The 20,206-nt window shown below is 67.5% G+C and carries 19 protein-coding genes; 2 read left to right on the top strand and 17 right to left on the bottom strand.

What is annotated here, in order from left to right; all coding sequences use genetic code 11:
* Positions 1-22: 22 nt before the first annotated feature.
* The 4 genes from recG to sciP form a co-directional block, all read right to left on the bottom strand.
* Entirely contained in the window at positions 23-2,137 is a 2,115-nt protein-coding gene (gene recG / locus ACGRVM_RS03235; protein WP_377168754.1) for an ATP-dependent DNA helicase RecG, read from the bottom strand.
* Positions 2,134-4,383: an NAD-dependent DNA ligase LigA gene (gene ligA, locus ACGRVM_RS03240; protein ID WP_377168752.1), complete on the bottom strand. Its 2,250-nt coding sequence runs from the start codon at positions 4,381-4,383 to the stop codon at positions 2,134-2,136. The genes recG and ligA overlap by 4 nt, the downstream gene beginning before the upstream one ends.
* Positions 4,384-4,544: 161 nt before the next feature.
* Positions 4,545-5,261, bottom strand: a complete 717-nt coding sequence (gene ctrA, locus ACGRVM_RS03245; RefSeq protein ID WP_377168750.1) for a response regulator transcription factor CtrA — start codon at positions 5,259-5,261, stop codon at positions 4,545-4,547.
* A gap of 92 nt (positions 5,262-5,353) precedes the next feature.
* On the bottom strand, positions 5,354-5,632 hold the full coding sequence (sciP, locus tag ACGRVM_RS03250) for a CtrA inhibitor SciP (protein WP_377168748.1): 279 nt from the start codon (positions 5,630-5,632) through the stop codon (positions 5,354-5,356).
* A gap of 200 nt (positions 5,633-5,832) precedes the next feature.
* On the opposite strand from sciP, the gene mnmA reads away from it, so the two are divergent.
* Positions 5,833-6,978 (top strand): tRNA 2-thiouridine(34) synthase MnmA, encoded by a 1,146-nt coding sequence (gene mnmA / locus ACGRVM_RS03255; protein ID WP_377168746.1) that lies wholly within the window; start codon positions 5,833-5,835, stop codon positions 6,976-6,978.
* Here the strand turns inward: mnmA and lpxB are convergent.
* The 13 genes from lpxB to pyrH form a co-directional block, all read right to left on the bottom strand.
* The gene (gene lpxB, locus ACGRVM_RS03260) at positions 6,972-8,129 is read right to left on the bottom strand and encodes a lipid-A-disaccharide synthase (RefSeq protein WP_377168744.1); all 1,158 of its coding nucleotides are present in this window, start codon (positions 8,127-8,129) and stop codon (positions 6,972-6,974) included. The two genes, mnmA and lpxB, sit on opposite strands and share 7 nt — an antisense overlap.
* Positions 8,126-8,935: an LpxI family protein gene (locus tag ACGRVM_RS03265; RefSeq protein ID WP_377168742.1), complete on the bottom strand. Its 810-nt coding sequence runs from the start codon at positions 8,933-8,935 to the stop codon at positions 8,126-8,128. The genes lpxB and ACGRVM_RS03265 overlap by 4 nt, the downstream gene beginning before the upstream one ends.
* A gap of 5 nt (positions 8,936-8,940) precedes the next feature.
* Positions 8,941-9,735 (bottom strand): acyl-ACP--UDP-N-acetylglucosamine O-acyltransferase, encoded by a 795-nt coding sequence (lpxA, locus tag ACGRVM_RS03270; RefSeq protein ID WP_377168740.1) that lies wholly within the window; start codon positions 9,733-9,735, stop codon positions 8,941-8,943.
* Positions 9,732-10,196 carry a 3-hydroxyacyl-ACP dehydratase FabZ gene (gene fabZ, locus ACGRVM_RS03275; protein WP_377168738.1) on the bottom strand — a complete coding sequence of 155 codons (465 nt, stop codon included), beginning with the start codon at positions 10,194-10,196 and terminating at the stop codon, positions 9,732-9,734. The genes lpxA and fabZ overlap by 4 nt, the downstream gene beginning before the upstream one ends.
* A 93-nt stretch (positions 10,197-10,289) precedes the next feature.
* Positions 10,290-10,940: an OmpH family outer membrane protein gene (locus ACGRVM_RS03280; protein ID WP_394624017.1), complete on the bottom strand. Its 651-nt coding sequence runs from the start codon at positions 10,938-10,940 to the stop codon at positions 10,290-10,292.
* Positions 10,941-10,945: 5 nt separating this feature from the next.
* Complete coding sequence (gene bamA, locus ACGRVM_RS03285) at positions 10,946-13,213, bottom strand: outer membrane protein assembly factor BamA (protein ID WP_377168734.1); 2,268 nt, start codon at positions 13,211-13,213, stop codon at positions 10,946-10,948.
* 212 nt (positions 13,214-13,425) lie between these two features.
* Entirely contained in the window at positions 13,426-13,548 is a 123-nt protein-coding gene (locus tag ACGRVM_RS03290) for a hypothetical protein (RefSeq protein ID WP_377168732.1), read from the bottom strand.
* A gap of 154 nt (positions 13,549-13,702) precedes the next feature.
* Positions 13,703-15,049, bottom strand: coding sequence for an RIP metalloprotease RseP (gene rseP / locus ACGRVM_RS03295; RefSeq protein ID WP_377168730.1), 1,347 nt, complete (start codon positions 15,047-15,049; stop codon positions 13,703-13,705).
* A gap of 52 nt (positions 15,050-15,101) precedes the next feature.
* Positions 15,102-16,259 carry a 1-deoxy-D-xylulose-5-phosphate reductoisomerase gene (gene dxr, locus ACGRVM_RS03300; RefSeq protein ID WP_377168728.1) on the bottom strand — a complete coding sequence of 386 codons (1,158 nt, stop codon included), beginning with the start codon at positions 16,257-16,259 and terminating at the stop codon, positions 15,102-15,104.
* Positions 16,256-17,035, bottom strand: coding sequence for a phosphatidate cytidylyltransferase (locus ACGRVM_RS03305; RefSeq protein ID WP_377168726.1), 780 nt, complete (start codon positions 17,033-17,035; stop codon positions 16,256-16,258). Before ACGRVM_RS03305 ends, dxr begins: the two co-directional genes overlap by 4 nt.
* A complete protein-coding gene (uppS, locus tag ACGRVM_RS03310; RefSeq protein WP_377170007.1) occupies positions 17,032-17,754 on the bottom strand; it encodes a polyprenyl diphosphate synthase in 723 nt (240 codons plus the stop codon). Before uppS ends, ACGRVM_RS03305 begins: the two co-directional genes overlap by 4 nt.
* A 50-nt stretch (positions 17,755-17,804) precedes the next feature.
* On the bottom strand, positions 17,805-18,368 hold the full coding sequence (gene frr / locus ACGRVM_RS03315) for a ribosome recycling factor (protein ID WP_377168724.1): 564 nt from the start codon (positions 18,366-18,368) through the stop codon (positions 17,805-17,807).
* Positions 18,369-18,426: 58 nt separating this feature from the next.
* Complete coding sequence (gene pyrH / locus ACGRVM_RS03320; RefSeq protein WP_377168722.1) at positions 18,427-19,158, bottom strand: UMP kinase; 732 nt, start codon at positions 19,156-19,158, stop codon at positions 18,427-18,429.
* Between the two features lie 125 nt (positions 19,159-19,283).
* Between pyrH and miaA the strand changes: the two genes are divergently transcribed.
* Positions 19,284-20,162: a tRNA (adenosine(37)-N6)-dimethylallyltransferase MiaA gene (gene miaA, locus ACGRVM_RS03325; RefSeq protein WP_377168720.1), complete on the top strand. Its 879-nt coding sequence runs from the start codon at positions 19,284-19,286 to the stop codon at positions 20,160-20,162.
* Positions 20,163-20,206 lie beyond the last annotated feature (44 nt).

The raw sequence follows: 20,206 nt of genomic DNA on the forward strand, positions 1-20,206 counted from the left end.
AGAACAAATTGGAACGCTCGGCCTAACCCACTGAAATCAAACGGATCGCCTGATCGCGTTCCATGAGCCACAAAAGCACCCGCGCCGCCTGCCCTCGCGAACTGGTCAGATCGGGGTCATCCGCAAGGAGCTTGCGCGCATCGCTCTGCGCCACGGCCATGAGCGCCGCCTGCCCTTCGAGATCGGCGATCCGAAAGCGCGGCAATCCTGATTGCGCGGTCCCGATCATGTCCCCCGCGCCCCGCATCTCGAGATCGACCTCCGCGATGCGAAACCCGTCCTCGGTGTCCCGCATCGTGGCAAGACGCCGCTCGCCGCTCTCGCTCAGCGGCGCCTGATACATCAGAAGGCAGGTCGAGGCCGCGCTGCCGCGCCCCACCCGCCCGCGGAGCTGGTGAAGCTGCGCAAGCCCGAAACTCTCGGCGCGCTCGATCACCATGATCGACGCATTGGGCACATCGACGCCCACCTCGATCACCGTGGTCGCCACCAGCACCGACGTCTCGCCGCGCTGGAAGGCGGCCATGGCCGCGTCCTTCTCCTCGGGCGGCATCTGGCCGTGCACGAGGCCGACGCGCCCCTCGCCCAAGGCCGCGCGCAGGGCGCGGAACCGCTCCTCGGCGCTGCTCAAATCGCTCAGCTCGCTCTCGTCGACCAGCGGGCAGACCCAATAGGCCTGCCGCCCCTCGGCGATGGCGCGGCGCAGTTTCTCGACCACCTCGCCCATGCGCGCCATGCTGACCAGCGCGGTCGCGATGGGTTTGCGCCCCGGCGGCTTTTCGTCGAGCACGCTGATATCCATGTCGCCGTATTGCGCGAGGCTGAGGCTGCGCGGGATGGGCGTTGCGGTCATTACCAGCACATCCACCGCCGCGCCCTTCCGCCCCAGCTCGAGCCGTTGGCGCACGCCGAAGCGGTGCTGCTCGTCGATGATCGCAAGGCGCAGGTCGCGGAATTCGACATCCTTCTGAAAGACCGCATGGGTGCCGACGAGGATCTGGATATCCCCCGCCGCGAGCGCGGCCAGCTTGGCGCGCCGCTCGCCCCCCTTGTCGCGGCCGGTGAGGATTTCGAGCACGACCCCCGCCGCCTCGGCCAGGGGCCGCAACCCTTCGAGATGCTGGCGCGCGAGGATTTCCGTCGGCGCCATCATAACCCCCTGCCCGCCCGCCTCGACCGCGATCAGAAGCGCGTTGAGCGCGACCAGCGTCTTGCCCGCGCCCACATCGCCTTGCAGAAGGCGGTTCATCCGCAGCTCCGCGCCCATGTCGGCGGCGATCTCGGCGATGGCGCGCGTCTGCGCGCCTGTGGGTCTATAGGGCAGCGCGGCCAGGACACGCGCCTGCAAACGTCCCGTGCCCGAGGTCACGCGCCCCTTCCCGCGCTTCAACCGGCTGCGGGCGAGCGCGAGCGTCAGCTGGTGCGCCATCAACTCGTCATAGGCGAGCCGGAGCCGCGCCGGATGCGTCGCCCCCAGATCGCCGATGGAGGTGGGCATATGTGCCGCGCGCAGCGCCTCGTGCCAGTCGGGCCATCCCTCGCGGGCCTTCTGCGCGGGATCGATCCACTCGGCAAGCTCAGGCGCCCGCTCGAGCGCGGCAAGCGCGGCCTTGCGCATCACGCCCTGCGTGAGGCCTGCGGTCAGCGGATAGACAGGCTCGAATTCCGGGATCTCGTCCGCCTCTTCGGGGGGCAGCATGTAATCGGGGTGCACCATCTGCGCCACGCCGTCGAAAAGCTCGACCTTGCCGGAGAGGATGCGCCGCGCGCCCGTCGGCAGCGCGCGATGGAGATACTCGTCATGGGCGCGGAAGAACACGATCTGAAAGCTCGTCCGCGCATCCTCGGCGGTGACGCGGTAGGCGCCGCCGCGCCGCGCGGGCGGGCGATGCTGGCCGATCAGCGCCTCGACGGTGACATGGCCCGGCAGATCGGCGCCCTGCACGGAGTCGCGGCGCCGCCGGTCGATGCCCGAATGCGGCAGGGTCAGGAGAAGATGGGCGGGTTTCTCGATGCGCAGGGCGGCCAAGAGCTTGGCCGATTTCGGCCCGACACCCGGCAGCGTCTCGATCTCCGCGAAAAGCGGGAAAAGCGCCGGGGGGCGGCCCTTCGGCAGATCGGCGCCCTCGCCGCTCATGCGCCGCCGATCAGCGCGAGCCACGCGTCCTCGTCCAGCGTCTCGACCCCGAGGCTCGCCGCCTTGTCGGCCTTCGACCCCGCACCCGGCCCAGCGACGAGAATGTCGGTCTTGGCCGAGACGCTGCCCGAGACCTTCGCGCCGAGCGCCTCGGCCCGCGCCTTGGCCTCGGCGCGCGTCATCTTCTCGAGCGTGCCAGTGAAGACAACGGTCTTGCCCGCGACGGGGCTGTTCGCAGTGTCGGGGATGGCGGCGTCCTCGATCTCGAGCTCGGCGGCGAGCCGGTCGATGCTCGCGCGCTCGGCGCTCTGACCGAAACCCGTGACGAGCGCGGCGGCCACGGTGGCGCCGATCCCGTCGATGCCGATGAGATCCTCCCAGGCGGCGCGCGCCTCGGTGCTGCACTCCTGCCATTCAGCCTCGCGCGCGGGCTTGATGCGGGCGCGGCGCCCCCCCTCGGCGGCGGCGCGGCGCTCGGCCGCCTCGGCCTCGTCGGCACGCAGATGGCAGGCGGCGGCGGGCCCGGCGGCGTCCACCGCGCGGCAAAGCGCCTCCCAACTGCCGTAATGACGCGCAAGATCGGCGGCCGCCACCTCGCCCACATGGCGGATGCCCAGGCCGAAGACGAGCCGCGCGAGCGGCACGCGGCGCGCGGCCTCGATGGCGGCGAAGAGATTGCGCGCGCTCGTCTCGCCCCAGCCGTCACGATTGGCGAGCCGCGTCAGATTGGTCTTGTCGCGCGCCTCGAGCGTGAAGATGTCGGCCGGCGTGCGGATGGGAAGCTGATCGTCGGCATGGAACATCTCGACCTGCCGCGCGCCCAGCCCCTCGATATCGAAGGCGGCGCGGCTCACGAAATGCTTGAGCTTCTCGACCGCCTGCGCGGGGCAGATCAGCCCGCCGGTGCAGCGGCGCACCGCGTCGCCCTCCTCGCGGATCGCGTCCGAGCCGCATTCGGGGCAGGTCTCGGGAAAATCGAACGGCGCCGCATCCTCGGGACGCTTCGAGAGGTCCACATCCGCGATCTTGGGGATCACGTCGCCCGCGCGATAGACCTGCACCCAGTCGCCGACACGGATGTCCTTGCCGCCGCGGATCTCGGCCCCGTCGCTGCCACGCCCGGCGATGTAATCCTCATTGTGCAGAGTCGCATTGCTGACCACGACGCCACCGACGGTCACGGGCGAGAGCTTGGCCACGGGGCTGAGCGCGCCGGTGCGGCCCACGTTGATCTCGATCGCCTCGAGCCGGGTCCAGGCCAGCTCGGCAGGGAATTTATGCGCGACGGCCCATCGCGGCGTCGTGCTGCGATAGCCGAGACGGCGCTGGAATTCGAGATCGTTCACCTTGTAGACGACCCCGTCGATGTCATAGCCGAGGCTCGCGCGCTGCTGCTCGATGCGCGCGTAATGCTCCAGCAGATCCTGGACGCCCTCGCACAGACGCGTGAGCGGGTTGGTCTCGAAGCCGAGCGCTCCGAGACGCTCGATCGCGCCCATCTGCGTGTCCGCGAGCGGCGCCGAAAGCTCGCCCCAGGCATAGGCGAAGAATGCGAGGGGCCGCGCGCGGGTGATCTCGGCGTCGAGCTGGCGCAGCGATCCGGCGGCGGCGTTGCGCGGGTTGGCGAAGCTCTTGCCGCCGGCGGCGTCCTGGCGCGCGTTCAGCGCCTCGAAATCGGCATGGCTCATATAGACCTCGCCGCGCACCTCGAGCACTTCGGGCGCGCCCTCGAGGCGCTGGGGGATACTGGCGATGGTGCGCGCATTGGCGGTCACGTTCTCGCCGATGCTGCCATCGCCGCGCGTCGCGGCCTGCACGAGCGCGCCCTTCTCGTAGCGCAGCGAGAGGCTCAGCCCGTCGATCTTCGGCTCTGCGGTATAGGCCAGCGGCGTGTCGGCGCCGAGGCCGAGATACTTGCGCACCCGCTCGTCGAACTCGGCCACCTCTTCGGCCTCGAAGGCATTGCCCAGCGACATCATCCTCTGCGCATGGGTGATCTTGCCGAATTTGCCCGAGGGCGCGGCGCCGATCATGTCGCTCGGGCTGTCGGCGCGTTTCAGCTCGGGAAAGCGCGCCTCGATCGCGGCGTTGCGGGCCTTGAGGCGGTCGTAGTCCGCATCGCTGAGCTCGGGCGCATCTTCGGAATGATACTCGAGATTGGCCCGCAGAAGGCGCTCAGCCAGCGTCTCGAGCTCCGCACGGGCCTCCTCGGCGGTCAGATCCTCGACAGCGCGCGCGTCCTGCATTCTCGCCCCCCGTAATCGACGGCCCGGGGTGCCGGGCCTCGCTCCTGCCCGTTGTGATAGGGCGCGGCGCGGCGGAGGTCCAGTGGCCTACGCCGCGCGCCGCCGCAAAGGCGGGAACGGCGCGGGAGGCAGGTGGCTCGAGCGCAAAGTCAGGCGCTGCGTCAGGCGCCGATAGCGAGACGCTTGTCGCCGATCTCGGACGGCTCGGGATCGCGCAGGACATAGCCGCGTCCCCAGACCGTCTCGATATAGCTCTCGCCGCCCGTCGCCTCGCTCAGCTTCTTGCGCAGCTTGCAGATGAAGACATCGATGATCTTGAGCTCGGGCTCGTCCATGCCGCCATAAAGATGGTTGAGGAACATCTCCTTGGTCAGCGTCGTGCCCTTGCGCAGGCTCAGAAGCTCGAGCATCTGGTATTCCTTGCCCGTCAGATGCACCGTCTTGGAGCCGACATCGACCGTCTTGGCGTCGAGATTAACGTTGATGAGGCCCGTGCGGATCACCGATTGCGAATGCCCCTTGGAGCGGCGGATGATGGCATGGATGCGCGCGACCAGTTCCTCGCGGTGAAAAGGCTTGGTCAGGTAATCGTCCGCGCCGAAGCCGAAGCCCTTGATCTTGCTGTCGGTATCGTCGGCGCCCGACAGGATCAGGATGGGCGTCTCGATCCGTGCGAGGCGCAATTGGCGCAGGACGTCATGCCCGGTCATGTCGGGCAGGCCGATATCGAGAAGGATCAGATCGTAGTCATAGAGCTTGGCCAGATCGATCCCCTCCTCGCCCATTTCGGTCGTGTAGACGTTGAGATTGGCGTGGGTCAGCATCAATTCGATGCTCTTGGACGTGGTGGGGTCGTCTTCGACCAGAAGGATACGCATTCGCTTTTCTCCGCAACAGGATCTCTTTCGTCCAATCTGACCAAAATTGGTTAACTACAAGTTACCGCAGATAAACAATAAGCGAACACAATTCAGGGTTGTCTATATTTTTTTACAGCGGTGGCTTTCAATGCTCCCTCGCCATGCTCGGAGAGCGCGCGCACCCACTCGCCGAACTCCTCTTCGCTGAGCTGGTATCGGCGGCACGCATCGGCCTGGGAGATCAGCCCGTAGAGCACTCCGCGCACCACCGCGAGCTTGCGCGAGGCGACCCAGCGCACCGTGTCGGCGGGCGGCAGATCGGCCTGCGTCATGGTGCGCCCGCAGGGAAGCGTCACGGCGCGGGGGCCATCGACTTTTTTCAGGTACATCTTCTCATCCTCACGAAATGCGAGGATCACCCTGCCCGCCGCGCCCTTAACGCCGGTTGAAACGCCTGCTCCAAAATACCGAGGATTTGCCTAAAGCGCCGGCGGTTCGCGCGCCCTGCCGCCCGCCGCGGCAAAGGCTTTTGCATATCGGCGCCCAAGCCACTATGTGGGGGTCAGATCGTCAACCGGAGGCCGCTGCCATGCCCCTCGATACCGCTCCCCACCTCAACTCGCTCGGCTTCGCCAAGCCCGAGAGCGAGACGCGCGTCGTCGTCGCCATGTCCGGCGGCGTGGACAGCTCGGTCGTGGCGGCGCAGCTCGCCGAGGAAGGCTATGACGTGGTCGGCGTGACGCTGCAGCTTTACGATCATGGCGCGGCGCTCGCCAAGAAGGGGGCCTGCTGCGCCGGGCTCGACATTCACGATGCGCGGCGCGTGGCCGAGGAAATGGGCTTTCCGCATTATGTTCTCGACTACGAGAACGTCTTCAAGGAAGCGGTGATCGACGAATTCGCCGACAGCTACCTCGCCGGCGCGACGCCCGTGCCCTGCATCCGCTGCAACGAGCGGGTGAAGTTCAAGGATCTGCTCGAGACGGCCCGCGATCTCGACGCCGACTGCATGGCGACCGGGCATTACATCCAGCGCAAGATGGGCGCTCACGGCCCCGAGCTTCACTCGGCGGCCGATGCCAATCGCGACCAGTCCTATTTCCTCTTCTCGACCACGCCCGAGCAGCTCGACTACCTGCGCTTTCCGCTCGGCCACCTGCCCTCGAAGGACGCCACCCGCGCGCTCGCCGCGAAATACGGGCTGAGCGTCGCCGACAAGCCCGACAGCCAGGACATCTGCTTCGTGCCGAACGGCAATTACGCCTCGGTGATCGAGAAGCTGCGCCCCGGCGCCGCGGAGCCGGGCGAGATCGTGGACATCGAGGGCAATGTGCTCGGCCGGCACGAGGGCGTGCTCCATTACACGGTCGGCCAGCGGCGCGGCCTTGGCATCGGCGGGCTCGAGACGCCGCTATACGTGGTGAAGCTCGACGTGGAGGCGCGGCGCGTGATCGTCGGCCCCAAGGAGATGCTGAGCACCGCGATCGTGCCGGTGCGCGAGATCAACTGGCTGGGCGATGCGGATTTCATGTTGCAGGACGAATGGCACGTCTCGGTCAAGGTGCGCTCCACCCGCGCCCCGCGCGAGGCGGTGATCCGCCCCCTCTCGGCGACGAGCGCGGAGGTGGAATTGCTCACGCCCGAGGAAGGTGTCTCGCCCGGTCAGGCCTGCGTCTTCTACGAGACGGGCGGCAGCCGCATTCTCGGTGGCGGCTGGATCTGGCGCGGCTACTGACGGCCCATTCCGGCCAGAACGGCACGCGCAGCGCGAAGGCCCGGCGCCTCGCCGCCCCGCCCCAGACGTTCCATCGTCAGATCCATCGCCGCAAGCTGCGCGCCGGGCGCCGTCAGCATCTTCTCCAGCGCCGCCGCGATCTCGGGCGGGTTGCAATGCTTGCCGTTGCATTCGGGGATCGCCCGCGTCTCGCTCACGAGATTGACGAGCGTGAGCGTGTCGATGCGCAGCATCATCGCGATGATCAGGCGGCTGATCCAGCTCACGTCATAGGCGATCACCATCGGCGTCGCGCTGGCCGCAAGCTCGAGCGAGACGGTGCCCGATGCGGCGAGCGCGCCCGTGGCTGCGCCGAAAGCGCAAGCCTTCTCAATCTTGTAATCCGCGCTCTTCATGTTCGCTGGATCGAGGATCAGAGGCTCAGCCGGCCAGTCCTTGACCACCTCGCGCAGCAGCGGTGCGACATGCGCGGTCGTCGGCACAATCAGCCGCATCTCGGGACGCTTGGCCAGCACGGGCGCGAGCGCCTTGCCGAAAATCGGCCCTAGGCGCCCCACCTCGCCCCGGCGCGAGCCGGGCAGCACCAGAAGCGCGGGTGCGTCGCCGAGACCGTGCCGCGTACGGAACGCGGCGACGTCTTCGGCACTGGCGCGCGGCTCGGAGACGACCGGATGGCCGACGAAATCGCACTCCATCCCGGCGGCCTCCATATAGGGCGGCTCGAAGGGCAGAAGGGCGAGCACATGGTCGATCACCTTCGACATCTTGGCCGCGCGTCCCGCCCGCCAGGCCCAGACCGAAGGCGCGACGTAGTGAACGGTGCGCATGTCCTTGCGCGCCTTCACGAGCCCCGCGACCCGCAGCGAGAAATCGGGGCTGTCGATGGTGATGAGCACATCGGCCCCGCTGGCGAGCGCCGCTTCGGCGGTCTCGCGGATACGGCGCTTGAGGTGGCGATATTTCGGCAGCACCTCGACGATGCCCATCACGCTCAACTCGTCCATCGGAAAAAGGCTCTCAAGCCCTTCGGCCTGCATGAGCGGGCCACCGACGCCGACGAATTCCACATCCGCGAGCTGGCGCAGCCCGGCCATAAGCGCCGCGCCGAGCCGATCGCCCGACGCTTCACCGGCGAGGATGAAGAACTTCATGCAAGCGCCTGGGAAATCAAGAAAATTCCGCGCTCCTCCGCGCGCGCCAAGGCTGCCCCGCGGTCGAGGATGACGACATGGCCCGCCGCCAGCACCAGCCCCGCGAGGCCCGCATCCGCGACGCCGTCCATCGTGGAGGGGCCGACCGTCGGCATGTCGATGCGCAGGTCTTGCCCGCGCTTCGGTGCTTTCACATAGACACCGCGCTGTCCGCGCCGAAGCGCGGCGGGCGTCTGCGCGACATAGCGCAAGAGCGCGTCGGTGCCTTGCACGGTCTCGATGCCGAGGCACTGCCCGCCCGCGACGGCGCAGCCCTGCCCGATATCGAGAGGCGAGATTTCACCGAGTATATGCGCCGCGCGCGCCGCGTCCTTCAGATCGGTCTCGGACGGCTCCGGCCCGACGCGCAGCCCCTCCTCGACCGTGAGGCCCGGCAGCAGGTCGTGCGCACCCAGAACGGCGAAGCCCTGCTCCTCGAACATGCCGATCACGAAGCGCAAGAGCGCGTCGTCCCCCTGCCCGATGGCGGCGATGAGGCCGGGCGCGAGCCGCGCCATCTCGGCATCGAAGGCCGAAGGATCAAGCGTGGGGCGCACCAGCGATCCGGCGAAAACCATGCGCGAGACGCCGGCCTCCTTCATCGCGGCGAACAGCGCGCCGATCCTCTCCAATGGGAATTCCTGCGCGCTCGCCGCAAGCTCGCTCGGCACGCCGCGCAGCGTGAAATGGAGCGCCTCGGGATGCGCGCGGGCCAGCATGACGGGCAAGGCGCCGCCGCAGGCCAGAATGGCGAGGCGCCCCGCCACGCGGCTCAGCCCTGCCCCGGCGTGAGAAAGGAGCGATCACTCGCACCCGTTACGAATTCGACGATCTGCGCGACATATTCGCTATCGGACTCGGCGCCCATGCGGCGCGCGCGCTCTTGAAACGTGCCCTCGCCCTGCGCGAGCATCTGGAAGGCGGCGCGCAGCGCGGTGATATCCGCGCGCCCGACGCCGCGCCGCTTGAGCCCGACGAGGTTCAGCCCGTCCAGCACGCCGCGCGGCGCCTGTACGAGACCGAAGGGAATGACGTCGTTCGTGACCATTGTCACGGCGCCGATGATCGCGCCGCGCCCGATGCGCACGAATTGGTGCACGCCCGAGAGGCCGCCGATGATCACGTCATCCTCGAGCACGCAATGGCCCGCCAGCGCGGCATTGTTCACCACGATCACCCGGTCGCCCACATGGACGTCATGCGCGATATGACAGCCCGCCATGAGCAGGCAATCATCGCCGATCCGGGTCAGCGCGCCGCCGCCCGCGGTGCCGGTGTTGATCGTCACATGCTCGCGGATGCGGGCACGCGCGCCGATTTCGAGCCGTGTGCGCTCGCCCTGGAACTTGAGATCCTGCGGCACCTCGCCCACGCAGGCGAAGGAATAGATCGTGGCCTTCGGGCCGATCACCGTATCGCCCGTGAGCACGACATGGCTCTTGAGAACCGAGCCTTCGCCCAGCACGACATCGGGGCCGACATGGCAGAACGGGCCGATCGTGCAGCCTGCGCCGATCTGCGCCCCCGGCTCGATCACCGCGCTCGGATGAATGGTGCTGTCGCTCATTTCGCGCCGAGATCCATCATCGCGGTGAACTCGGCCTCGCAGGCCATCTCGCCCTCAACCGTCGCCTCACCGGCAAAGCGCCAGACCTTGCCTCCCGGCTTGCCGCGCAGCGTGGTGAGGCGCATCTCGAGAACATCGCCCGGCACGACCATCCGGCGGAACTTGGCCTTCTCGATGGCCATGAAATAGACGAGCATGTCTTTGTCCTGCATCTCGAGCGCGGTGCCCACCATGACCGCCGCCGTCTGGGCCATCGCCTCGACGATGGTCACGCCCGGCATGATCGGCTTGGACGGGAAATGGCCCTGGAAATGCGGCTCGTTCATCGTGACGTTCTTGATGCCCACGGCCGACTGGTAGCCGTCGATATCGCGCACCTTGTCGATCAGCAGGAACGGGTAGCGATGCGGGATCAGCCGCTGGATCATATGAATGTCGGCGGTGGCGAGCGGCTGGGTCATCTCTGTCCTCTCAAGCGCCTCTCCGGGCGCGTCCTGTAGGGCGTCTGGGGAGTGCTTTAGCAACTTGGCCCCATCGGAGCAAGGCGCGCGCCGTTACTCGGCGGGCTTGGGCGCGGCGTCGGCGTCAGGGGTGTCCTCGGGCGCCTCGGCGCCCTCCTCGGGCGCGGCCTCCGCCCCCGGCTCCACACCCGAGCCGTCGCCGATCTGCGCGTCGATCCGCGCGACCGCGAGGCTGGTGATGTCGATCACATCGGCCCGCAAGAGCACCTGCCGGTTGTCGAGGATGATCTTGCCGCCTGTGTCGCGCATCAACTGGACGAGGATCGGCTCGGCCATCCGCATGAGCGTCAGCGGCGCCAATTCGCGTCCCCGCTCGAGATCGCGCGCGCGGCGGTCGTTTTCGGCCCGGATCGACCGCACACGCTCGTCGAAGGCATCCGCCTCGGCGCGGAAGGCTTGCGGGGTCATCGTCTTGCGCGCTTCGGTGAGCGCCTGCTCCTCGGCGCGGAGCTCCGCCTCCAGTTCGCGATTATTGGCGATCAGCGCGTCGCGCTCGGCCTGGTACTGGTCCGTCAGGCGCTGGCCCACCAGCGTCTCGGCGAAGAGCCGGTCGGGATCGAGCACGAGGATTTCGCTCTGGACAGTGCCGACATCCTGCGCGGTCATCTGCGCCAAGAGAGGCGCGCCAGTCACCGCGAAGCCCGCGCAGAACGCGGCGGCGCCCAGATGTCGCCAGCCCCGCATCCGCATCAGAAGCGCGTGACGACCGACAGATCGAAGGCCTGCGTCTTGTCGCCCGGCTCTTTCTCGAGCGCGTGCGAGAAGTTGAAGCGCAGCGGGCCGAAGGGCGACTGCCAGATGAGCGACACGCCGACCGCTTGGCGCGGCTTGAACCCGGTCGAGGCGACGGGGCCGGTCGCGCCGGCCGTGTCCACGTCCCAGAGCGCGCCAATATCGTAGAAGGCGCCGCCGGTGATGCCGTATTCCTCGGGCAGGCCGAGCGGGAATTCCGCGTCGAATTTCAAGGAGGCGAAATAGTTGCCGCCAAGCTGCTCGAGCGACTCGGTCGGGCCGATGCCGTTCGGCTCGAAGCCGCGGATGATCTGGCCCGAATACCGGTCCACCGCGCGGCTGTCCTCGCCGGAGAAGTTGAGCGCGCCGCCCTCGAGCGTGGCGCGCAGCGTCAGCTCCTCGTTGAAGACCTTGGTCTGCGCGATCGCGCGGGCCGAGGTCTTGATGTATTCCTGATCGCCGCCGAGGCCGTAGAACTCCTGCCCGAAGGCCAGCAGCACGCCCGCGTTCGGGTTGAGGCCGGTCCGGCGCGTGTCATAGGTGTACTCATAGCCCACACCGCTCGCGAACTCGTCGCCGCGCGCAACCTCGCGCGCGAGGATGCCGCTTGTGCCGGTGTAGTTGCTCATGTCCTTGTAGGCGGCGCTGTAGAGCAGCGACAGGCGCCCGTTCTCGCTGACCGGGAAGGTCAGGCTGGGGCGGAACGTGCCGAGCGTCGTGTCGTAGAACGAGAAATCGTCGGTCGTCTCGACAAGCCCGAAATCGAGGCCGAACGCCACGTCGCGGCCGAGGAATGCAGGCTCGACGAAATTGATGCGATAATTCGCCGTGTCGGAGCTGGCCGAGACCTGCGCCGACAGGCGCTGACCGCGGCCGAGGAAGTTGCGCTCGGAGAAGCCGATGGAGAAGCCGATGCCGCTGCTGGTCGAGTAGGACGCACCGAACGAGAGCGAGCCGGTGCTCTTTTCTTCGACATCGACGTCCACGACCACCTGATCGGGCGTCGAGCCTTCGCGCGCATCGACATCCGCCGTCTCGAAATAGTCGAGCGCGCGGATGCGCTCGGCGGCTTCGCGGATCTCGCGCGGATTGAAGGGATCGCCCTCCACCGTATCGAACTGGCGCCGGATCACGCGGTCGAGCGTGGTGGTGTTGCCTTCAATGTCGATCCGCTCGACGAAGATGCGCGGGCCGCGCACCAGCGCGAATTCGACGTCGAGCGTCAGCTCGCGGTCATTGCGGGTGATGCGCGGCTCGACGCGCATGAAATCGACGCCGTTGCGCACGCCGAGACGCTCCATCCGGGCGATGGAATTCTCGACCTGCGTCGGGGTGTAGATCTGGCCCGGCTTGACCCTGAGCGCGTCCTGATATTCGGCCGCATCCGCCTCAGGCAGCTCGCTCACGACGGTGATGTCGCCGAACGTGAATTGCTGGCCTTCCTCGATGTTGAAGGTCACGAAATAGGTGTCGCGCTCGCGCGCGAGCTCGGCATTGGTGCCGGTCACGCGGAAATCGACATAGCCGCGCGCGGCATAGAAATCCGCCAGAAGCTGCTTGTCGAACTCGATCCGGTCCTGGACGAAGGTGTCACGGTTGATGATCGCGCGGAAGAGACCGGCCTGCTTGCTGTCCACGACGCGGCGTAGGCGGCGGTCGGAAAAGGCGCGGTTCCCGACGAAGCTGAGACGCTGGACCTCGATCTTCTGGCCTTCGAAGATCTCGAAGACGAGATCGACGCGGTTGTCGCTGCGGCGGATGACCTTGGGAGTGACCCGCGCGGCGCTGCGCCCGCTCTGGGCGTAGGCGTCCACGATGGTGGCCGCGTCACGCTCGACCTTGGTGGGATTGTAGACCTGGCGGGACGCGCTCTCGATCTGGCCGACGAGATCCTCGTCCTTGATGCGCGTGTTGCCCTCGAAGGCGATCTTGCTGATCGTCGGATATTCGACCACGCGGATCTCGAGCGTATTGCCGCGCGGGTTGATCGACACTTCCTCGAAGAGACCGCTGCCGAGGATGCGCTGATAGGCCTCGTTGAGCTGGCCCGCCGAAATCGTCTCGCCGCGGGCGATTCCCGCGAAGTTGAGGATCGTGCCCGACTCGATGCGCTGGTTGCCTTCGATGGCGACATTGGTGAAGCGGTAGGACTGCGCGTCGGCCTTGGCCGGCATCAGAAGAAAAGTGAATGCGATCAGGGTGATGGAGGCGATACTTCCAGCCATCCGGGGTGCTGTGACCGATGCCAAAATAGCCTTTTGCACGAGGACGGTGAGGCCGCGCGGCCCGCGCAGGAAGATCGACGAATTCATGTTACCACCCAGTCAAATACCCCAGTGACAAAGTCAGTAACGGGTCGGGGGTGGCTTGTCAAAACGCCAATGCCGCCCGTTGCCGGGGCGGCGGCAGGCGGCAGAGCATCGGTGATGGGCGTGTCTTAGAGGGAGCCGAGATAGGAGGCCGCGAAAAGCGCGGCAAGGATCGCGCCCGGCATCATGAACCGGTCGAAATTCAGGGCGATGAAGGTCTCGAGACCCTTGTGGCCGATCATGTTCTGCATGTCCCGCATCCTCATTCAAACGCGCGCGGCCCAGTCTGCGAGATGCAGAAATGGCGCCGCCTTTCTTCGTTTATGTCGAAAGATTGCGGCGGAACGCGGGGCGGGATCATGGCGAAACAAAGGCATTCCGCCCGATCCGCCCTGCCCCAAATGGTCAGGGGCAGAGGATATCGTTGAAGAGCGCGAAGAGCATGAGGCCGAGGATCAGCGTGAGGCCGATGCTCATCATCACGCGCAGCGCGCCGTCGCTCGGCGGTTTGCCGGCCACCGCCTCGTAGGCGTAGAACACCAAATGGCCGCCGTCGAGAACCGGGATCGGGAAGAGGTTCAGAAGGCCCACGGCGGTGGAGAGCACCGCGATGAACCAGATGAAGTCGTCGACGCCCTGGCTCGCCATCGCGCCCGATGTCTGCGCGATGCCGATGGGCCCCGACATGTTGCAGCTGCTGATCGCGCCGGTGACCATGTGATAGAGGCCCGACAGCGACGAGGCGGCGACGCCGTAGGTGCGCTCGACCCCCGAAGAGAGCGCGTCGAGCGCGCCCATCCGCTCGGTGCCCGGCTCGAAGGCCCAGCCCCCCGCGATGCCGATGCGCCACGCGGTGGCGAAGCCGCCCTCCTGCTGCGGCTCATCCGTCCGGCGCGGCGTCAACGTCAGATCGAGCGTCTCGCCCTCGCGCCAGACATCGAGCGCAAGCGGCGCGCCGTTCGAGCCCTCGACGATCTCCTTGAGCTGCGTGAAGGACGAAATCGGCTCGCCGTTGACCGCCGTGATGACGTCTCCGGCCTCCATCCCCGCGCTGAAGGCCGCGGATTGCGGCGCGAGCGCCGTGACGATGGGCGGCAGCGGGTGCGGGCCGCGCACTGTGATCTCGCTGCCGTTCCGGCGCACGCGGTACTCCATCACCTGCGCGTCGGGCAGCGCGTCCGAGAAGGCGTCGAAACTGCCCTGCTCGTCGTAGCCCGGCACATCCGCGCCCGCGACGTTCAGGATCTCGTCGCCCGGCTGCAATTCGATCCCCTGCGCCGGAACGGGCTTCAGCGCGCCGATCTGCAAAGGGTCCGCCATCTTGCCCTGCACCATCATGACGCCGGCGAAGATCAGGATGGAGAGCACGAAATTGAAGATCGGCCCCGCCGCCACCGTCGCCGTGCGCGCCCAGAGGGGCGCGCCATGCATCGTCTGGCGCAGCCGCTCAGGCGGGGTCGCGTCCATCGCGGCGGCGTCCTTGCCGCTGGCGGCATCGGCATCACCCAGAAACTTGACGTATCCGCCGAACGGCAGCGCAGCGACCTGCCAGCGCGTGCCGTGCTTGTCCATACGCGAGAAGAGGACCGGGCCGAAGCCCAGCGAAAAGACCTCGGCTTTGATGCCCGACCAGCGCCCGACGATGTAATGGCCATATTCATGGATCGCCACGATGACCGACAGCGCCACTATGAAGGCCGCGATCATGCCGATGAAGCTGCCGAATTGCGGGATGAATGCCGTGATATCCAAGAACGATCCTGTTCTGCCGCTGAGCGAGGGCAAGGCGCATGCCGCGCGTCACTCAGGCGGCGATGAGCCTGTCTACATGTTGCCGTGTAAGGTGGTCCCAACGCGCCACGCTTTCAAGCGAGATCGGACCGCTATCGGCGCGCTTGTCCATTTCCTCGAGCGCGCGGGCGACAAGATCGCTCATCTGCGCGAATCCGGCCCGACCGGCGATGAAATGATCGAGCGCGCGCTCCTTGGCCGCGTTGAAGACCGCGCCCGCATGACCGCCCGCCGCCATGACCTGCCGTGCGAGGCCGAGCGCCGGATAGCGCGCGGGATCGGGATGCGAGAAATCGAGCCGTCCGAGCGCCGCGAGGTCGAGCCGCTCGACCGGCAGCGCCCGCCGCTCGGGCCAGTTGAGCGCATAGCCGATCGCGTGCCGCATGTCGGGCGGGCCGACATGCGCCATCATGGCCCCGTCGACGAAGCCGACCAGCGCATGCACCGTCGATTGCGGATGCACCAGCACCTCGATCTGCGCCGGCTCCAGCCCGAAGAATTCCTTGGCCTCGATGATCTCGAGCGCCTTGTTGAACATAGACGCGCTGTCGATGGTGATGCGCTGGCCCATGTCCCAATTGGGATGGCGCGAGGCCTCGGCCACGGTCACATGCGCCAGATCGCTCAGCGGACGGTCGCGGAAGGCGCCGCCCGAGGCGGTGATGACCACGCGGTCGATCGCCGAGGCATCCTCGCCCACGAGCGCCTGGAAGATCGCCGAATGCTCGCTGTCGACGGGCAGGATACGCGCGCCGTGCCGCGCGGCCGTCTCGAGCATGAGCGGCCCTGCGGCGACGAGCGATTCCTTGTTGGCGAGCGCGAGCGTCGTGCCCTGCTCGAGCGCCGCCATGCCCGGCGCAAGGCCCGCGGCGCCCACGATGGCCGACATGATCCAGTCGGCGGGCAGGCGCGCCGCCTCGATCAGCGCCGCCTCGCCCGCAGCCGCGCGCACGTCGCTTCCCGCAAGGGCGCTGCGCAGCTCGCCGAGCCGCGCGGGATCGGCCGTCACGGCGATTTCGGCGCGCATCTCTCGCGCGTCGGCGGCAAGCTGCGCGATGTTCCGCCCGCCCGTCAGCGCGACGACCTCGAACTCCCCCGGCGCCCGGCGGATCAGATCGAGAGTGTTCTGCCCGATCGAGCCGGTCGCGCCGAGAATGCTGATCCGCCTCATGCCATCCCCGGCAACAGCCCGAAGAGCCAGAGCGCCCCGGTCAGCAGCGTCGCGCCCAGCATGGCGTCGAAGCGGTCGAGCACGCCGCCATGTCCGGGAATGAGGCTCGAGCTGTCCTTGACGCCGACCCGCCGCTTGATCCAGCTCTCCCACACATCGCCCGCCTGCCCCGCGACCGACAGAACGATCGACACGAGCATGAGCTGCGCGCCGACCCCGAGGATGAATCCGAAGACGAGGCCCGTGATGCCCGCGGCAAGCCATCCGGCGACGGTGCCGCTCCATGTCTTCTTGGGGCTGATCGCCGGCCAGAATTTCGGCCCGCCAAGGGCGCGTCCCGCCATGTAGCCCGCGACATCGGTCGCGACCACGACGCAAACGACCCACAAGAGCCAGCCCATGCCCGCCTCGATGCGGATGAGCACCGCCGCGTGGCAGGCCAGCAGCGTCGCCGCCGCGAAGCTCGCGAAGAGGACGCGGCGCTCCGGGATCTGCCACGCGCCGAAGACGGCGAGCGCGATGAGGCCCGGCAATGCGATCCAGGCAGGCACGAGCCACGCCAGCGCCAGAGAGATGCCCGCGACGATGCCCATGCCCGGCGCCCAGGCGCGCCCGCCCAGCATCCGCGCAAGCTCCCAGATCATGGCGCCGCCCAGCACCCAGACCGCCACCATGAAGGGCGCGCCGCCCAGCCACAGCTCGATCAGGCCGATGGCGATCATCACGGCCGCCGAGATGAGGCGCACGTTCAGATCGCCCCAACGGTCCTTGCTCATGGCTTGGCTCCTCCGAAACGCCGGTCGCGCCCGCAATATGCCTTGACGATGCCGGCGAAGATTTCGCTCGTGAAATCGGGCCAGAGCGTATCCACGAATTCGTATTCCGCATAGGCCGATTGCCACAGCAGGAAGTTCGAGATGCGCGCCTCGCCCGATGTGCGGATCACCAGATCGGGGTCGGGCAAAACGCGCGTGTCGAGATAGCGCGCGAGCGTCTGCTCGGTCACGTCATCGGGGCTGAGCGTCCCTGCGGCGACGTCGCCCGCGAGTTCCTTGATCGCGCGGCTCACCTCGTCGCGGCTGCCGTAGTTCAGCGCGATGGTCAGGTGTATGCGTGTGTTGTGCGCGGTCAGCGCCTCCAGATTGTCCATGAGCTCGATCAGCTTGGCGTCGAGCCGCGGGCGATCCCCGATGAAGCGCACGCGCACTCCCTCGTCGCGCAGCGCGCGCGCCTCCTTGGTGATGTAGCGGCGAAAGAGGTTCATCAGCCCCGCGACCTCGGTCTGGGTGCGTTTCCAGTTCTCGGTCGAGAAGGCGAAGACGGTCAGATATTCGACGCCGAGCGCGGGGCAGGCACTGACGATCTCGCGCACGCGCCGCGCGCCGGCGTGATGGCCGAAAAGACGCGGGCGGCCACGCGCCTGCGCCCAGCGTCCGTTGCCGTCCATGATGACGGCGACATGGCGCGGCCCCGGCCCTCGGCCGTTCCCGGGCATGGCGGGCGCGGCATCGCCGCGGCCCTCTTGGCTGCCCTGACGCCCGAACATCAGACCTGCATGATCTCCGCCTGCTTGGTCTCGAGCGCCTCGTCCACGCGCCCGATATAGCGGTTGGTCAGCTCCTGCACCTCGGTCTCCCAGAATTTCTGGTCGTCCTCGGACATGCCGTCGGCCTTGGCCTTCTTGATCTGGTCCATCCCGTCGCGGCGCACGTTGCGCACGGCGACGCGGGCGTTTTCGGCATAGGTCGAGGCGACCTTGGTCAGATCGCGGCGGCGCTCCTCGTTGAGTTCGGGGATGGGCAGCATGATGATGGTGCCGTTCATCTGCGGATTGATCCCGAGACCCGACTGGCGGATGGCCTTCTCGACCTTGTTGACGAGGCCCTTGTCCCAGACGTTGATCGTGACCATGCGCGGCTCGGGCACGTTGACGGTGCCGACCTGGTTGATTGGCGTCATCTGGCCGTAGGCTTCGACCATGACCGGCTCGAGCAGCGAGGCACTGGCGCGCCCTGTGCGCAGGGACGCGAATTCGGTCCGAAGGGACGTGATGGCCCCTTCCATGCGCCTTTCCAGGTCTCCGGTGTCGATTTCGAAATCTTCGGCCATGGTGCTGTCTTCCTCTTGCAGTCGGTCAGGCGGGGCGGCGCGGCGCGCGCCTCCGGCCTCAGGCGTGAACGGTGGTGTAGGTGCCCTCGCCCGCGAGTATGCCCTTGAAGCCCCCGGGCTCGTCCAGCGAGAACACGACGATGGGCAGGTTGTTGTCGCGCGCGAGCGCGATGGCGCTCGCGTCCATCACCTTCAGGTGCTTTTGCAGCACATCGTCATAGCTGATGCGGTCATAGCGCACGGCATCCGCGTGCTTGGCCGGATCCTTGTCATAGACCCCGTCCACTTTCGTGCCCTTGAGGATCGCCTCGCAGGCCATCTCGTTGGCGCGCAGCGTCGCGGCGGTGTCGGTCGTGAAATAGGGGTTGCCCGTGCCGGCGGCGAAGATGCAGACGCGCTTCTTCTCGAGATGGCGCACGGCGCGGCGGCGGATATAGGGCTCGGCCACCTCGTCCATGCGGATGGCGCTGATGACGCGGCAGAAGACGCCCAGCTTTTCCAGCGCGCTCTGCATCGCGAGCGCGTTCATCACGGTGGCGAGCATGCCCATGTAATCCGCGGTCGTGCGCTCCATCCCCTGCGCCGAGCCTTGCAGCCCGCGAAAGATGTTGCCGCCGCCGATCACCATGCAGATCTCGACGCCGAGATCGTGCACCACCTTCACCTCTCGCGCGATGCGCTCGACCGTGGGCGGGTGCAGGCCATATGCCGTATCGCCCATCAGCGCCTCCCCCGAGATTTTCAGCATCACGCGCCGAAAGGTCGTCTTGGGGGTGTCGCTCTCGGGCATGGGAAGGCTCCGTCCTGGCTGTTTGGCTGTCTGGCGCGCAAAATGTCGCAAATGGCGGCGATGTTCAATCGCATAAAGCGCGCGGAACTCTCGCCAGAGCGGCGGCGCTGCGGTAAAGGGCGGACATGCTGCACGATCTCGACATATCGCGGGACGCCCCAGTCCTCATCGCCGGGCCGACCGCCTCGGGCAAGTCGGCGCTCGCGCTCGAGATCGCCGAGCGCTTCGGCGGCGCCATCGTCAATGCCGATTCCATGCAAGTCTTCGCCGGCTGGCGCGTTCTGACCGCGCGCCCCTCGCCCGAAGACGAGGCCCGCGCGCCGCACAGGCTCTACGGGCATGTGGCGCAAAAGGACGACTATTCCGTCGGCGCATGGCTCCGGGACGTCGCGCCGCTGCTGAATGGCGGCGCGCGCCCGATCATCGTGGGCGGCACGGGGCTTTACCTCACCGCTCTCACCGAAGGGCTGGCCGAGATCCCGCCGACCCCCGCCGAGGTCAGGGCCGAGGCCGATGCATTGCGCGAAGGCGGCGCGCTGGGTGAGATGATCGGCGCGCTCGATCCCGAGACGGCGGCGCGCGTCGATCTGCGCAACCCGAGGCGCGTGCAGCGCGCGTGGGAGGTGCAGCGCGCGACGGGCACGGGCCTCGCGCGGTGGCAGGACGCGACACCCGCTCCCCTGCTGCCCTTGGATCGATGCCATGCGCTCCTTCTCGATGCCGGGCGCGACTGGCTCAACGAGCGCATCGCGCGGCGCATGGACATGATGATCGCCACCGGCGCGCTGGACGAGGTGCGCGCCAACCTGCACCTGCCCCCCGAGCGGCAGGCCGCCAAGGCCATCGGCGCGCCCGAACTCGCGGCCTATCTGCGCGGAGAGATGCCGCTGGACAAGGCCGCCGAAGCCGCGACGATCGCCACCCGCCAATTCGCCAAGAGGCAGCGCACATGGTTCCGCGCCCGCATGAAGGAGTGGCGGCATCTCGCCTTGCCCGGAAATTAGGCCTTCAAATCGCCCGATTTACAATTAACGATCATTTGCAGCGC

Source organism: Roseovarius aquimarinus, from assembly GCF_043661195.1.
GTDB classification, from domain to species: Bacteria; Pseudomonadota; Alphaproteobacteria; order Rhodobacterales; family Rhodobacteraceae; genus Roseovarius; species Roseovarius aquimarinus.